The organism is Curtobacterium sp. AB7, from assembly GCF_044909335.1.
Lineage (GTDB): Bacteria > Actinomycetota > Actinomycetes > Actinomycetales > Microbacteriaceae > Curtobacterium.
The window spans coordinates 946,914-962,416 of record NZ_JBIYED010000001.1 but is presented as its reverse complement, the minus strand read 5'-3'; the positions used below and the strand labels follow the sequence as shown (position 1 = coordinate 962,416).

Below are 15,503 nucleotides of genomic sequence, written 5' to 3'. Positions count from 1 at the left end.
ATGGCGCTGGTCGCGCGGGTCGTGCAGGTGTTCGGGGAGTGGGGGTGTTCTGGCTGGCTGGGGCGGGGTCGGGCGGGGTCAGGCGGGCTCGGGTGCCGGGTGCGTGGTGAGCACCCGGACCGAGATCGCCGTCGGGTCGGTGTGGTCGAGGGCGGGGACGTCACTGCCGGGCAGGGCTGCGGCTGCGGCTCCGGTCGCGACGGCCTGGGCGAGGCGCTGCTCGGGCGACGCTCCGGCCACCTCGGCGAGCAGGTAGCCCGCGAGCGAGGAGTCCCCTGCGCCGACGGTGGAGCGGGCGACGATCCGCGGTGCTGCGGCGGCGAAGGCACCCTCGTCCGACACCAGCACGGCGCCGGCGCTGCCGAGGGTCAGCAGGACCGAGCCGACGTTCCGGTCGCGCAACCGCTCTGCAGCGGCGACGGCGGCGTCGAGGTCCTGCTCGTAGGTGTCCGGGTCGCCGCCGACGACCTCGGCGAGCTCCTCGGCGTTCGGCTTGACCAGGTCGATCCGCTCGCCGGACTGCAGCAGTGCGGTGAACGGGACGCCGGACGAGTCGACCGCGATCCGGACGTCCTCACCGTGGCGTGCACGGACGGCACGCACGAACACGGCGAGCGCGTCGTCGGGGAGTCCGGGCGGGAGCGATCCGGCGAAGACCACCCAGCGGGCGGCGGGTCCGGTGGCGGTCGCCGCGGCAGTGTCGGCGACCAGGTCGGCCAGGTCGTCCAGCCGACCGGCGAGCGACGGACCGGGCTCGTTGAGCTTCGTGGTGGTGCCGGTCGGCTCGGTCACGGTGACGTTCGAGCGGAGCGGCGCACCGATCGGCAGGGCGGCGGTCGGGATGCCGCGCGTGGCGAGCCCGAGCAGCACGGGGTCGAGCTCGTCGCCGGGCAGCACGGCGATGGTGTCCCCACCGCTCGCGACCACGACCCGGGACACGTTGACGCCCTTGCCGCCGGGCTCCGCGGTGGAGCGGGTGGCGCGCTGGACGGCGCCGCGCTGCAGTTCGCCGGAGAGCTCGATGGTGCGGTCGAGGCTCGGGTTCGGCGTGACGGTGACGATGCGGCGGCTCATGCGACGACGACCTCGACGTCGGCGTCGGTCAGGGCACCGGCGAGGTCGGCCGGCGGCTCCTGGTCGGTGACCACGGTGTCGATCTCGTCGAGCCGGGCGAAGCGCATCAGGGCCTCGACCCCGTGCTTCGCGGCGTCGGCGAGCACGACGGCTCGGCGGGCGGCGAGGACGTAGGCGCCCTTGACGGCGGCCTCGTACTCGTCCGGGGTGCTCAGCCCGAAGCCGGCGGACAGGCCGTTCGTGCCGACGAACGCGATGTCGGGCCGCAGGGCGCTGATCTGCTCGACGGTGGCGGTGCCGACGGCGGCGCTCGTGACCCCGCGCACCCGGCCACCGAGCAGGTGCAGCTCGACGTGCTCGCTGTGCTGCAGGGTCGCGGCGATCGGGACGGAGTTCGTGATGACGGTGAGGGTCGCGCCGGCGGTGGCGGGTTCCCACCGTGCGAGTTCAGCGGCGACGGCGGCGCAGGTGGTGCCGGCGTCGATCGCGATCGACCCGGTGAAGGTCGAGGGCACGAGGCGCATCGCGGCGCGGGCGATCTCGGACTTCGCGGAACCGTGCTGCCCCTCGCGCTCGGCGACGGAGAGTTCGACGACGCTCGAGCGGCCGATCGGCACCGCTCCCCCGTGCACGCGGCGCAGGACCCCGGCGGACTCGAGCGAGTCGAGGTCACGGCGCACGGTCTCGGTGGTGACGTCGAAGTGCTCGGCCAGGTCGGCGACGGAGACCCGGCCGGCGTCCTGCAGCGCTGCTGCGATGGCGTCGTGCCGCTCGGTTGCGTACATGCCCGAACTCCTTCGTTCCCGTGGGTTTCAGGAACCATAAGCCACAAACCCACACAATCACAACCACCCCGCCCGCGTCCCCCTCCACCGAGGTTCCGAAATCTCGGCATCTCGCGGCGCCCACAGCCCGTCCGTGGAACCTCGGCGTCCAACACGCGGCATGTCGTGGAACCTCGACGGACGGCACACGCACGACCACCCCGCCGTGCTCGTGCACGACGGGGTGTTCGGTACGACGGTCAGCCCTTGACGGCTCCCGCGGTCATACCGCTGACGAGCCGACGCTGCACGATGAGGAAGAAGACGACCACGGGGATCGAGAACAGCACGCTCGCCGCCATCAGCCCGCCGAAGTCCGTGCCCTTGTTCGTCGAGAACCCGGCCAGCCACACGGGCAGCGTGTACATCCCCTGGTCCTTGAGCATCACGTACGCGATCAGGTAGTCGTTCCACGCCGCGATGAACGCGAACACGCTCGTGGCGATGACCCCGGGCATCACGAGCGGGAACAGCACGCTCCACAGGATCCGGAAGGTTCCCGCCCCGTCGACCTTCGCGGCCTCCTCGATCTCGACGGGGACCGCCACGAAGAACCCGCGCATCACCCAGATCGAGAACGGCAGCACGCTCGCGACGTACGCCAGGATCAGCCCGACGTAGCTGTTGAGCAGCCCGAGGGTCTGGAACGACAGGAACAGCGGGATGAGCAGCGCACCCGACGGGATCATCTGCACGAACAGGATGCCCACCAGGATCGCCCGCCGCCCGCGGAACCGGAATCGCGACAGCGCCGCCGAGGCCAGGAACCCGACCACGATCGACAGCAGCACGGCGGCCACCACGACGATGGTCGAGTTCCGCAGGTAGACCAGGAAGCCCTCTTGGGTGAGCGCGCGGGTGAAGTTGTCGAGCGTGGGGTGCAACGGCGCCCAGATCGGGGTCATGGTGGTGACCTCGTCCGCCGGCTTGAAGGCGGTGTTCACCATCCAGTAGATCGGGAACACCCACACCAGGCAGAACACCACCGCGATGGTGTTCGCGACCACGCGCGGCTTCCGCCTTCGCGAACGCGCGGGAGCCGGCGCGGACGCGGGCGCCCGCACCGGCGCAGCATTCGAGACGGTCACAGGTCCTCCTCCCCGCTGCGGACGAGCCGGCGGATGTAGTAGCTGGTGAGCGCGCCGAGGATCACGGTCGAGATGACGGCGATCGCGGCGCCCTGGCCGTACGCGTTGGAGACGAACGACTTCACGAACGTCCAGATGCCGAGCGTCAGGGTGGCCTCTTCCGGACCGCCCCTCGTGAGCAGCCAGATCTGGTTGAAGACGTTGAAGTCCCAGATCACCGACAGGATCGACACGAGCAGCAGGGTCGGGGCGAGTGCCGGCAGCGTGATCGCGCGGTACATCGTCCAGGTCGAGGCGCCGTCGAGCGCTCCGGCCTCGTAGTACTCCGGCGCGATCTGCGACTGCGCGGCGTACAGCGTCAGGGCGACGAACGGCACGGCCTGCCAGATCACGAGCGTGAGCACGATCGTGTACGCCTGCCCGGGGTGCGACGCCCAGTTGTCCTGCGTGTGGTCGCCGAACACCCGCAGCTGCGTGATGAGCCAGTTGAGCACGCCGTAGAACGGCTGGAACAGCCACTGCCAGACCAGGCTCGAGGCGACGTTCGGCATCGCCCAGGCCAGCACGAGCACGACGCTGACCACGGTGCGCATCGCGACGCCGAGCCGGGTGAGCAGTTGCGCGGCGCCCATCCCGATGACGATGGTGCCGAGCACCATCGCCCCGGTGACCAGGACGGTACGCAGGATGACCGGCCAGAAGCTGGCGTCGGTCAGGACGTTCGTGTAGTTCGAGACGCCGGCGAACCCGGCCTGCCCGGTGAAGATCGCCCGGAGGCCGTAGTCCTGGAACGAGATGACGACGAGCCGGACGAGCGGGTACACGACGAGCGCCAGCAGCAGGATCGCCGCGGGGGCCAGCAGGACGAGCGGTGCGCGCGACGCCACCGCCGACCGACGACGCGCCCCGCGGCCGGGACGAACCGGCCGCCCCGACCCGGCACCGCCGATGGCCCCGGTACCCGCACCCCCGGTCCCCCCGCCGCCGGCGACCGGCTCGGACTGCTCCGAACCGGTCGCCTGCTCTGCAGTGGAGGTCATCGACTACGGCTGCGCGTTCAGCGCGGTCGTGAGGTGCTTCGAGAAGCCCTCGGCAGCCTGCTCCGGCGACTTCCGCCCGGTGGCGATGTCCGCGAACATCGACTGGAACGACGCGTCGCCCTCGATGGTCGCCCAGCCCGGCGTCGCCGGGGTCGGACGGCTCGTGCCGGCTGCCGCGAAGTACGGCTTGTGCAGGGTGTCGACGTCGTCGGCCACGGCGTCGAGCAGCTCGGTCGAGTTCGGCTCCCAGCCGTCCACACCGAACACCTGGTCCTGCTGGAACTCCTTCGAGGTCAGGATCTTCAGGTAGTACAGCGCGAGGTCCTGGTTCGCGGCCTTCGCCGGGATCCCGAGGTCGGACCCGCCGAGGAACACCGGCTGCGTCTTCCCGTCCGTCTGCGACGGCATCGGGAACGTGCCGATCTGGTCGGCGAGCGCCGGCTTCGCGGTGGTGATCGAGCCGATCTCCCACGCCGATCCGAGGAACGCCGAGGTGTTGCCCTGGGCGAAGACGTCGCTCTGCGAGGGCTTGTCGGTGTTGATGTCCTGCGTCGACGTCGCGGAGTAGTCGTTCTGGAACGTCTTCCACGCCGTCAGGCCCTTGACCGCATCGGCCGAGTCGAGCTTCCCGGTCCACTTGCCGTCCTTGTCGGAGGCGATCTCGCCGCCGGCGTCCCAGACCCACTGCAGCCCGCCGTACCAGTACTGGCCGGGCATGTAGAAGGCGGAGAAGTCGCTCGCCGTGTTGGCCGCCTTGACCTTGTCCAGGTCGGCGGTGAGCTCGTCGTAGGTGGTCGGCACGTCGGTGACGCCGGCGTCCTTCCAGACCTTCTTGTTGTAGACGACAGCGCGGTTGCCGGCGAACAGCGGAGCGCCGTAGAGCTTGTCGTCCACCGTGGCCGGCCCCTCGAGCCCGGTGAGCCAGGTCTGGCCGTCCTTCAGTTCGTCGCGGTACGGCGTCAGGTCCATGAGACCGCCGGCCGCCGCGTAGACCGGCACCTGCGTGTTGCCGAGGTCGACGACGTCCGGGGCGTCGTCCTGGGCGAGGGCCGTGGTGAGCTTCGTGGTGATCCCGTCCCACTGCTGGGTCTGGATCTTCACCTTCGCTCCGGTGTCCTTCGTGAACTGCTCCTGGGCTGCGTCGAGGACCTTGTCGCTCAGGTCGCCGTTCATCATCCAGACGGTGATGGTCTTGCCCTTGCCATCGGGTGTGCCGATGGCCTTCGTGCCGCCGTCGGAAGCTCCGTTGCTTCCGGCGGAGCACCCGGTGAGGGCGAGCGCGGCCGCCAGGCCGAGCGCACCGAGTGCGGCGAAACGCGTGCGTGTCACGTTGACTCCCTTGGTCCGACCTTTATGAAAGGACGTTGCGTATTCGCAATAGAAGACCTTCCGGGAGCCCTTGTCAACCGTTGGATCGGTCCCTGTGAGCGGGTTCGATCCGCGTGTTTCCGGGGGATCACGGATGTCGAACAGATCGTCGCCAACGCTTGACGCGACTGGTCATGACCAGGCATGATCTGCGCCGCGCGTCGGCGGGGTGGACGGGGCGACCGGGAGGCCCGGTGCCGGTCTCGCAGACCGGCACCGGGCCTCCCGGATCACCACCACTTCCGTCAGACGGCCGCCAGGGCGGACGTCGGTGGGATGCGCGCTGCGCGCGCCGCCGGGTACCACCCGGACACGCCGCCGATGACGACGGTCGCGCCGAGCCCGCCGCCGACGGCCCACAGCGGGATCGCCACCGGCCACCCCTGCGCCAGGGCGAAGGCGACCGTGACCCCGACGCCGATCACCACACCGGCGACGCCACCCAGGAACGACAGCAGCAGCGACTCGACCAGGAACTGGTCACGGATGTTCCGCCGTCGTGCGCCGAGGGCACGACGCACCCCCACCTCGGCACGACGTTCCAGCACCGTGATCACCATCGTGTTCGCGACCCCGATGCCGCCGACGAGCAGGGCGACACCGCCGATGCCGACCAACAAGCCGGTGAACGAGTCGTCGGTGGCGTCCTTGGCGGCGAGCGCGTCCGACGGTCGGGTGACCCCGACGTCCTGCGGCGCTCCCGGACGGACCGCCCCCGCGAGCCCATCACGGGTCTCCTCGACGCGAGACGGGTCGACGCGCGTGTAGACCGCGGTCGGCGCGCCGTCGAACCCGAGCTGCCCGGCGAGGGTCCGGGGGACGAACACGCTGTTGTCGAGGTCCTCGGCGAGCGCGAGCGGTCGCAGGACCCCGACGACCTGTACCCACTGCCCGCCGATCCAGACCCGGCTGTCCGATCGGACCTCGTCGATGCCGAGGGCATCGGCGGCCTCGGCCCCGAGCACGACCTGCGGGGCCGCTCTCCGGGTGTCGTCGATCCACCGGCCGGCGGCGAGCTCGCCGCCGAGCACCTCCGGGACGTCACCCCAGGCCGCCAGCACGGAGATGCCCTTCGTCTCCGGGGCCGGGACGAACCCGTTGCGGTAGACCGCGATCTCCGGGACGGTGCCGATCGCGGCCGCGGACTCGACGTCGTCCTGACGCTGCACCGACTCGAGGGCGGTGTCCGGCAGCGGCGGCGTCTCACCGAATCCCTGCGCCTGGGTGACGGTGAGCACGTTCGTGCCGAGGGCGTCGAGGACCTGGTCGACCTTCGCCTTGCTCGACGACGAGATGCCGACGACCGCGATCATCGCCGCGATGCCGATGGCGATGCCGAGGGCCGACAAGACGACGCGGCCGGGCCGGGTCCGCAGGCCGAACACCCCGAGCCGGAGCAGGTCCGCCGGGCTGACGGTTCCTCGGGCGCTCACCGGTCGCCCCGGATCGCGGCGGCGAGTGCTTCGGCCCCGCCCGCGGCGTCGTCCTGCGAGACGAGACCATCGCGCATCCGCACCTGCCGGGGCAGCGAGGCCGCGAGTTCGAGGTCGTGGGTGATGACGAGCACAGTGGTCCCGCCGTCGTTGAGCTGGCGCAGCAGTCCGAGGACCGCAGCGCCCGAGGCGGTGTCGAGTGCCCCGGTCGGCTCGTCCGCCAACAGGATGGTGGGTTCGCCGACGATGGCCCGGGCGATCGCCACCCGCTGCTTCTCGCCGCCGGACAGCTGGTGTGGGCGGTGGTCGACCCGGTGCTCGAGCCCGACCCGGCCCAGTGCTTCGACCGCACGTCGGTGCCGGTCGCGGCGCGGGATGCCCGCGTAGAGCAGACCGTCGGCGACGTTCTCGGCGGCGGTCGCCCCGGCCTGCAGGTGGAAGTGCTGGAACACGAAGCCGATGTGGTCGGCCCGCAGTCGCGACAGGGCGTCGTCGGACATCGTGGCGACGTCGTTGCCGGCGATCGTCACGGTACCGGACGTCGGCCGGTCGAGCGTCCCGATGATGTTGAGCATCGTCGACTTGCCCGATCCCGAGGGGCCGACCACGGCGACGAGCTCACCGGCCGCGACCTCGAGCGAGACGCCGCGGAGCGCGCCGACGTCCCCGTACGTCTTCACGACGTCCTCGAGCGACAGGACGACTCGACGGTCCGCCATGGTCGTGGGGGTCATCCGGGCACCACCACGCGGTCACCGGCCGCGACGTCGCCGCTGATCGCCACGCGGCCGCCGGCGGTGAACCCCGGTTCGACGGGTACGCGCTCGGTCCGGCCGCCCTGCTGCACGACGTCGACGGCGTACGAGCCACCGGAGCCCGCGACGAGCGCCGACACCGGGACCGACAGCACACCCCGTTCGGTGGTGCCCTTCGCGTCGATCTGGGCGGAGGCGGCCGCGGGCAGCTTCCGGTCGCCGGGGTCGAAGGACACCGACACCACGACCTTGGTGCCGCCGTCCTCGCCGGTCTCGGGCTGGATGTCCGCGACCTCTCCGCGCATCGCGGCGCCGGTCCCGTTCACCCGGACGTCGACCCGGGTTCCGACCGCCAGGCGCTCGGCCTCACGCTGCGAGACCGTGGCCGAGACGACCCGCCTCGTGCTCGTGACCTGCAGCACGTCTCCGCCGGCGCCGCCGCCAGCACCCTCCGCGCCGGCGGCGCCGGTCGACTGGCCGAGCTTGCCGTCCACCGACGCGACGCGCACTGCGCCGTCGACGAACGCGATGTCGTCGGCGGTGAGGACCCCGGTGACCTCGTGACCGCGGTCCTCCTGCCACCGGCGCACCGCCGCCTGGGTCCGCGGCCCGAACTCGTCGTCCACGGACACGTCGTAGCCGAGGGTCGCGAGGTTCTCGTTGAGCTGCCGCACGTCGGTGCCGCGCACGCCACGGGACAGGTCGCGCCAGACCGGCACCGTGCCGTACATCGACCGCACACCGCGCTCGTCCACCGCGTACAGGTACTCGTCACGCTGGATGACGTCGCCGGGGCGGGGCAGCCACGTGATGGTCCCGGCGGCCGCGGCGGGCACGCCGGTCGGGGCGCCGTAGCCGAGCGTGCCGGCGAAGACCTTCGAGTCGGTCAGGTCGCCCTTCGTGACGGCTGCCGTCGAACCGGCGCGGGTCGGACGATCCGAGGACGACGCGGACGCTGCGCTGCCACCCCGCAGATCGAGGAGCGCCCAGGTCCCGGTACCGGACGCGAGCACCGCGATGAGACAGACACCGACGACCACCGTGCGGCGTCGGCTCGAGTGCCTCACTGGTCGACCGCCGTCCCGGCGGTGCCGAACGCCTCGTCGGTGCACGCACGCGCCACCTCGTCGAAGGCCGCACTGTCGTCAGCCCGGTACGCGCGCTGGCCGTCTTCGTCGTCTGGGTAGTCCGAGAAGCCACCGTCGCGGATGCACTCGGCCACTTCGCGGAGCGTCTCCTCGCTGCCCGGCATCGGCTTCGCCGCCTTGACGTCCCCGGCGCCCTCGTCGTCCCCGAGGCACTCCGCGAGATCGCTCTGGTACTGCTCCGGGTCGACACCGTCCGGCACGCTGAGGCGCATCGTCGATCCGCCGCCCGACGGGTCCGGCATGTCGTGGCCCTTCCCGCGCATGCACTCGGCGAGCGAGGACCCCTTGGCCGCCGACCCCGGTGCCGTGTCGGCTTCGTCGTCCGGGCTGGCCGTGCAGGCGGCGAGCAGGCTGGGCAGCAGGAAGGCGGCTGCGGCGAGGGCGAGCAGGGAACGGGTGCGGCGAGTGGTCGTTGCGTTCATGGTCCCAGGACACCGGATCAGCTGTTTCGTACCGCGTCCCTGGTCGGTTGCACCGACGAAACACCGACGCGCACCACGAGTCCGCCGAACGGTCGAGCTGCGATCGACAGCGTCCACCCGTGCGCGTGCACGATGGACGCCACGATCGACAGCCCGAGTCCGCTGTGCCGGCCTCCTGCGGGACCGGACGGGCAGCGGCGGAACGGTTCCGCCAGGCGCGACGCCTCGCCCGCGGGCACCACCGGTCCCGAGTTCTCGACGACGAGTCCGTCCGCCGAGGTGGTCACCCGGACGAACCCACCCGGTTCGTTGTACTCGACGGCGTTGCCGACCAGGTTCTCGAGGAGCTGCCGCAGCAGCGTCGGCTCAGCGTCGACGATGAGGCCGGGAGGCCCGGTGTGGGCCTCGTGCGTCAGCGCGACCCCGGCGTCGGCCGCGATCCGGGCCGTCCCCGCGAGCACCTCGGCGGTCACGTCGTCGACGTGGACCGCCTGCTTCGTGCCGTCGAGCCCGCGGTCGGCCTCGGCGAGCACGAGCAGCGACTCGACCAGGTGCTCGGTCCGCCGGTTCTGCTCGAGCAACTCGTCGCGGACGACCCGGACGTCCTCGGTGTCGAGGCCGTCGTGCAACCCGATCTGCAGGGCGGCGCGTTGCACCGCGAGCGGGGTGCGGAGTTCGTGCGACGCCTGCGCCACGAACCGCCGCTGGCTCTCGAACGCCGTCTCGAGCCGGTCGAGCAGGTCGTCGACGGTGCTCGACAGCCGCCGGAGCTCGTCGTCGGGACCGACGAGGGCGATCCGCTCGTGCAGGTTCGATGCGGTGATCCGGACCGCGGTGGCGGTGATCCGGTCGATCGGGCGGAGCATCCGACGGCTGACCAGCCAGCCGATGCCGCCCGCGAGTGCCCCTGCCCCGGCGACGCCGATCGCCGACCACTGCCACTGCTGCACGGCGACGAGCTGCACGACCGCGACGGTGGCCCGCTCCCCGCCGCCGAACGGCGGGGCGGAGTCGTCCCCGGTCGGTACGGGCTCGGCGGTCGGGAGCGTCCGCGCCGGGCGGGTCTGCACGAACGACGCGGTGTCGAGTCCGGCGCCGACCCCGGCCAAGGCCATCAGGTTGGTGAACACCACGACCCCGGCGGTGAGCGCCATCGCGGCGAGTGCGAACGCCAGCGCGGTACGGGTGCGGATGCTCCACGAGCGTGGCCGCCACCGTGCGCCGCCCGGACTCACAGGGCGTACCCCTGGCCGGGCACCGTCCGGATCGGGTCCGGGTCGCCGAGCTTGCGGCGGAGTTTCGACATGGTCACCCGGACGGCGGCGGTGAACGGGTCGATGTTCATGTCCCAGACCTTCTCGAGGAGTTCCTCGGCGGGGACGATCCGGCCGTCGGCACGCAGCAGGGTCTCGAGCACGCCGAGCTCCTTCGCGGTGAGGTCGAGCGGGCGGCCGTCACGCGTCGCCATCCGCCGGTTCGTGTCGACGAGTACTCCGGCGCGTTCGAGCACCGGCGCGACGGGGGCGACGCTCCGGCGGCCGAGCGCACGGACCCGCGCGACGAGCTCCGGGTACTCGAACGGCTTCGCCAGGTAGTCGTCGGCGCCGAGTTCGAGGCCGTTCACCCGGTCGGTCAGTGTCGTCGCCGCAGTGAGCATGAGGATGCGGGTGAGGCTCCCCCGCGCCGCGAGCCGCCGGGCCACCTCGTCGCCGTGCATGCCGGGGAGGTCCCGGTCGAGCACGACGACGTCGTAGTCGTTCACCGCCAGGAGCTCGTCCGCGTGGTCACCCCGGTGGGCGACGTCGACCGCCATGCCCTGCCGGGTCAATCCCGTCGCGACGAGGTCGGCGAGGGCTGTCTCATCATCCACCACGAGTACGCGCATCCGGACATCACATGCGATATTCCTGTGGATCGGCTGGGTCGACACGGACGATGCCGGCTTCTTCGTCGACGTGTACCACGAAACCGGTGCTGCGAGGGGCCGGAGCGAACGTGAGCGGGACGGTGTCGATCGTCAGGGGATCCGTGTGCCCAGCCTGGGGTGGCGACTGTTTCGCCGCCGTAACGGTCAGCGCGACGCGTCGAACGGGACCTCGCCGTGGTCGCTCACGCCGGCGCGCTGGCGGTAGGCCAGGTGCCCGCCGAGGTACCCGCCAACTCCCACGACACCGAGCGCAGCGAACCCGAGCACCTTGCCGGCGCCGTGGTTCCCGTTCTTCCGCTGCCACCACGACAGCCCGTACAGCGAGATGCCAACCCAGTTGACGGCCTGGTGCACCCACCCGGTGCGCAGCTGTTCGCGGTTCAGCTCGGACCAGTCGACGTAGCCGGCGACGCTCGCGCTGCCGGAGGACACGAGCCCCACGCCGACCAGCGTCTTCGCGGCCTTCGCGTTGCCCTTCCCGCCGAACACGTCGAGCACCGCGGCGGAGATCCACGCGCCGAGCGGCACCTGCACCATGAGCGGGTGGATCGGGTGGCCGAACGGCACGCCGTGCAGCAGCTGCCGCAGCGCCTTCGGCTTCGCGAGCACGCTCACCACCGCCCGGTCGACATCGACGGCCTTGTCGAGCACGCTCGCGTGCTCGACGGACTCGGTGAGGCGACGGAACGCGCGGATCTCAGGCATGCCCTGGACGGTAACGGCGGAGGCCCGACACCGGTCCCAGGAACCGGTGACGGGCCTCCCGTCGGTCACCCCGCGCGCTCGCCTACTCCTCGACGACCTCCGCCAACTGGAAGGGCTCGACGGTCAGGCCGTCGCCGTCCTCGGCGACGTCCACCCGCACGGTGTCGCCGTCGCGGACGTCACCGGACAGGATCGCCCGTGCCAGCTTGTCGTCGATCTGCCGCTGCATGAGGCGGCGGAGCGGCCGTGCGCCGTAGAGCGGGTCGTACCCGCGTTCGGCCAGCCAGCCACGCGCCTCGGGCGTGACCGCGAGCTCGAGCCGGCGGTCGGTCAGGCGACCGGCGAGCCGGTCGACGTAGAGCGACACGATCTGGCCGAGGTCGTCGGCCGTCAAGGCCTGGAACACCACGATGTCGTCGAGGCGGTTGATGAACTCCGGCCGGAACGCCTGCTGCACGAGTTCACGCACGGCCGTCTCCCGCTGGTCGTCCGTCAGCGTCAGGTCGGTCATGAACTGCGAGCCGAGGTTCGACGTGAGCACGAGGATCGTGTTCCGGAAGTCCACGGTGCGCCCCTGACCGTCCGTCAGACGGCCGTCGTCGAGCACCTGGAGCAGCACGTCGAACACCTCGGGGTGGGCCTTCTCGATCTCGTCGAGCAGGATCACCGAGTACGGACGACGTCGGACGGCCTCGGTGAGCTGCCCGCCCGACTCGTAGCCGACGTACCCGGGAGGCGCACCGATCAGCCTAGAGACCGAGTGCTTCTCGCCGTACTCGCTCATGTCGATGCGGACGAGGGCCTTCTCGTCGTCGAACAGGAACTCCGCGAGCGCCTTCGCCAGCTCGGTCTTGCCGACGCCGGTCGGCCCGAGGAACAGGAAGGAGCCGGTCGGACGGTCCGGGTCGGAGATGCCGGCGCGGGTGCGGCGGACGGCCTCGGACACGGTGTTGACAGCGGTGCGCTGCCCGATGATCCGGCGGCCGAGTTCGTTCTCCAGGTGCAGGAGCTTCTCGGTCTCGCCCTGCAGCAGCCGTCCGAGCGGGATGCCCGTCCACTGGGCGATCACGGCGGCGATGTCCTCGTCGGTGACGCTGTCGTTGACCATGCGGTCGGCTGACTCGGCCTGCTCGGCGGCGGCGAGCTCCGCTTCGATCCGGGGCTTCTCGGCGTACTCGAGGCGTGAGACCGTCGCGTAGTCGGCCTCGCGCTGCGCGCGCTGGCTGCGCATGTTCAGGTCGTCGAGCTGCTGCTTCAGCTCACCGATGCGGTTCAGGCTCGCACGCTCGGCCTGCCAGCGCTGCTCGAGCTCGGCCAGTCGTTCCTCGCGCGTGTGCAGTTCGTTCCGCAGGGTCTCGAGCCGGGCCTTCGAGGCGTCGTCCTTCTCCTGCTTGAGCGCGAACTCCTCGACACGCAGCCGGTCCACGTTCCGCTTCAGTTCGTCGATCTCGACCGGGCTGGAGTCGATCTCCATGCGGAGCCGACTGGCGGCCTCGTCGATCAGGTCGATCGCCTTGTCGGGCAGTTGGCGGCCGGAGATGTACCGGTTCGACAGGCTGGCCGCAGCGACGAGGGCGGAGTCGTTGATCGTGACCTTGTGGTGCGCCTCGTAGCGTTCCTTGAGCCCGCGGAGGATCGCCACGGCGTCCTCGACGCTGGGCTCCCCCACGTAGACCTGCTGGAAGCGGCGCTCGAGGGCGGCGTCCTTCTCGATGTACTCGCGGTACTCGTCGAGCGTCGTCGCACCGATGAGCCGCAGTTCGCCGCGCGCGAGCATCGGCTTGAGCATGTTCGAGGCCGCGACGGACCCTTCGCCGCCGCCGGCCCCCATCAGCGTGTGCAGCTCGTCGATGAACGTGATGACCTGCCCGTCGGAGTCGTTGATCTCCTTGAGCACGGCCTTGAGGCGCTCCTCGAACTCGCCGCGGTACTTCGCACCGGCGATGAGCGAGGAGATGTCGAGCGAGACGAGCCGCTTGTCCTTCAGCGAGTCGGCAACGTCGCCGGCGACGATGCGCTGCGCGAGCCCCTCGACGACGGCGGTCTTGCCGACGCCGGGCTCGCCGATGAGCACGGGGTTGTTCTTGGTGCGGCGGGTGAGCACCTGACTAACGCGTCGGATCTCGGAGTCGCGTCCGATCACCGGGTCGAGCTTGCCGCTGCGAGCGATCGCCGTCAGGTCGACGCCGTACTGCTCGAGGGCGGTCTTCTGTCGCTCTTGCGAGTCAGGAGCACCCTGGAGGTTCGCCATGCGTTCCGTCCTTTCGTTGCGGTGGTGTTGTACTTGAGTCTACTCCACTCAACTTACGTCGGCGCGGGCACATTCCGGATCCCGACGGCGCTGACCACGGCACCGCCGACGAGCAGGACCGCCATCACGACGACCGCCCGGTGCAGACCGGCGACGCTCATCTCCCCGCCGAGGACAACGCCCGCGAGCGCCACCATCACCAGACCGGCGATCCGCGCGATCGCGTTGTTCACGGCCGACCCGACTCCGGCCTCGGACTGCGGCACCGACCCGAGCACGGCACTCGTCAGCGGCGTCACCATGAGCGCGATCCCGAACCCGATGAGCACGAGGCCCGGGAACACGGCGATCCAGTACCCGCCCGGCCGTGCTCCGACCAGCAGCATCAGGAGCGCACCGACCGCTGCCACCGCCGGCCCGGCAGCCATGAACCAACGCGGACCGAACCGTCCCGCCAGGCCGCCCACCGCCGAGGACACCAGCAGCAGGACCACCGTCGGCGGCAGCGTCGCCAGGCCGGCGAGCCAGGCCGGGAACCCCCAGACCTCCTGCAGGAACAGGGTGACCACGAAGAAGACCATGCTCAGGGCGCCGTAGATCGACAGGGTGGCGAGGTTGCCCACCGCGAAGTTGCGGGCACGGAACAGCGCGAGCGGCACCAGCGGCGAACCGGTCGTCCGGGTCACGTGGAGTTCCCACGGCACGAAGGCCACGAGCGCCAGCGCGCCGAGCACCAGCGCCGCGACCACGACGGGCGCGCCCCACCCGAGCCGCTCCTGCTCGATGAGTCCGAGCACGGCCCCACCGACCCCGACGACCGCGAGCACGGCGCCCACCACGTCGATGCGTGGTCGGACGGCGGGGTGCACGTCACCGGTGATCCGCAGCACCAGCGGGATCGTCACCGCGATCGGGACGGCGGTCAGCACGAAGATCCACCGCCAGCCGATGCTGTCGACCACCAAGCCACCGACCACGGGGCCGAGGATCGTCGCGGCGCTCGACCACGCGGTCCACGTGCCGATCGCCTTCGACTGGGCGGCCCCACGGAACGCCGCCACGATGAGGGCGAGCGCACTCGGTGTCACCAGGGCCCCGCCGACGCCCTGGAACGCCCGCGAGATGATCAGGAACTCCCCCGTCGGGGCGATGGCGCACGCGACCGAGGCGATCCCGAACACCACGAGCCCCCACGTGATGATCCGGACCCGGCCGAACACGTCCGACAGCGATCCGGCGACGAGGATGAGCGAGCCGAGCGTCACCAGGTACGCGTCGACGGTCCACTGCTGCACGACCAGCCCACCGCCGAGCTCCTGCCGGATCGCGGGGAGTGCCACGTTCACCACGCTCGAGTCCAGCCCGACGACGAACGACGACAGGATCGCCACCACGAGCACCGTGCGCCGGTCGTCGCGGAGCGGCGCGGTCGTGCGGGGTGCGGCAGTGGTCATGTGCTCATCCTGCT

14 protein-coding genes are annotated in these 15,503 nt (G+C 71.1%); all 14 read right to left on the bottom strand.

All coding sequences use genetic code 11. From position 1 onward, the window contains the following. Window positions 1-78: 78 nt before the first annotated feature. Entirely contained in the window at window positions 79-1,074 is a 996-nt protein-coding gene (locus tag ABH929_RS04795; RefSeq protein WP_404560332.1) for a 1-phosphofructokinase family hexose kinase, read from the bottom strand. Next, window positions 1,071-1,859 (bottom strand): DeoR/GlpR family DNA-binding transcription regulator, encoded by a 789-nt coding sequence (locus tag ABH929_RS04790; protein ID WP_205463808.1) that lies wholly within the window; start codon window positions 1,857-1,859, stop codon window positions 1,071-1,073. Before ABH929_RS04790 ends, ABH929_RS04795 begins: the two co-directional genes overlap by 4 nt. Before the next feature lie 239 nt (window positions 1,860-2,098). Next, window positions 2,099-2,905: a carbohydrate ABC transporter permease gene (locus ABH929_RS04785; protein WP_240347571.1), complete on the bottom strand. Its 807-nt coding sequence runs from the start codon at window positions 2,903-2,905 to the stop codon at window positions 2,099-2,101. A gap of 77 nt (window positions 2,906-2,982) precedes the next feature. Beyond that, a complete protein-coding gene (locus ABH929_RS04780) occupies window positions 2,983-4,026 on the bottom strand; it encodes a carbohydrate ABC transporter permease (protein ID WP_404560331.1) in 1,044 nt (347 codons plus the stop codon). 3 nt (window positions 4,027-4,029) lie between these two features. After that, entirely contained in the window at window positions 4,030-5,355 is a 1,326-nt protein-coding gene (locus ABH929_RS04775) for a sugar ABC transporter substrate-binding protein (RefSeq protein WP_404560330.1), read from the bottom strand. 284 nt (window positions 5,356-5,639) lie between these two features. Further along, window positions 5,640-6,827: an ABC transporter permease gene (locus tag ABH929_RS04770; RefSeq protein ID WP_404560329.1), complete on the bottom strand. Its 1,188-nt coding sequence runs from the start codon at window positions 6,825-6,827 to the stop codon at window positions 5,640-5,642. Continuing rightward, window positions 6,824-7,561, bottom strand: coding sequence for an ABC transporter ATP-binding protein (locus ABH929_RS04765; RefSeq protein ID WP_404560328.1), 738 nt, complete (start codon window positions 7,559-7,561; stop codon window positions 6,824-6,826). Before ABH929_RS04765 ends, ABH929_RS04770 begins: the two co-directional genes overlap by 4 nt. Further along, window positions 7,558-8,649 carry a peptidoglycan-binding protein gene (locus ABH929_RS04760; RefSeq protein WP_404560327.1) on the bottom strand — a complete coding sequence of 364 codons (1,092 nt, stop codon included), beginning with the start codon at window positions 8,647-8,649 and terminating at the stop codon, window positions 7,558-7,560. Before ABH929_RS04760 ends, ABH929_RS04765 begins: the two co-directional genes overlap by 4 nt. Continuing rightward, window positions 8,646-9,152, bottom strand: coding sequence for a hypothetical protein (locus ABH929_RS04755; RefSeq protein WP_263055007.1), 507 nt, complete (start codon window positions 9,150-9,152; stop codon window positions 8,646-8,648). Before ABH929_RS04755 ends, ABH929_RS04760 begins: the two co-directional genes overlap by 4 nt. Before the next feature lie 17 nt (window positions 9,153-9,169). After that, entirely contained in the window at window positions 9,170-10,387 is a 1,218-nt protein-coding gene (locus tag ABH929_RS04750) for a sensor histidine kinase (RefSeq protein WP_404560326.1), read from the bottom strand. Then, window positions 10,384-11,037: a response regulator transcription factor gene (locus ABH929_RS04745; RefSeq protein ID WP_263055005.1), complete on the bottom strand. Its 654-nt coding sequence runs from the start codon at window positions 11,035-11,037 to the stop codon at window positions 10,384-10,386. The genes ABH929_RS04750 and ABH929_RS04745 overlap by 4 nt, the downstream gene beginning before the upstream one ends. Before the next feature lie 186 nt (window positions 11,038-11,223). Beyond that, window positions 11,224-11,784: a DUF2231 domain-containing protein gene (locus tag ABH929_RS04740; RefSeq protein ID WP_263055004.1), complete on the bottom strand. Its 561-nt coding sequence runs from the start codon at window positions 11,782-11,784 to the stop codon at window positions 11,224-11,226. A gap of 82 nt (window positions 11,785-11,866) precedes the next feature. After that, on the bottom strand, window positions 11,867-14,035 hold the full coding sequence (locus ABH929_RS04735) for an ATP-dependent Clp protease ATP-binding subunit (RefSeq protein WP_404560325.1): 2,169 nt from the start codon (window positions 14,033-14,035) through the stop codon (window positions 11,867-11,869). A 53-nt stretch (window positions 14,036-14,088) separates the two neighbouring features. Further along, complete coding sequence (locus ABH929_RS04730; protein ID WP_404560324.1) at window positions 14,089-15,489, bottom strand: MFS transporter; 1,401 nt, start codon at window positions 15,487-15,489, stop codon at window positions 14,089-14,091. Between the last annotated feature and the right edge of the window lie 14 nt (window positions 15,490-15,503).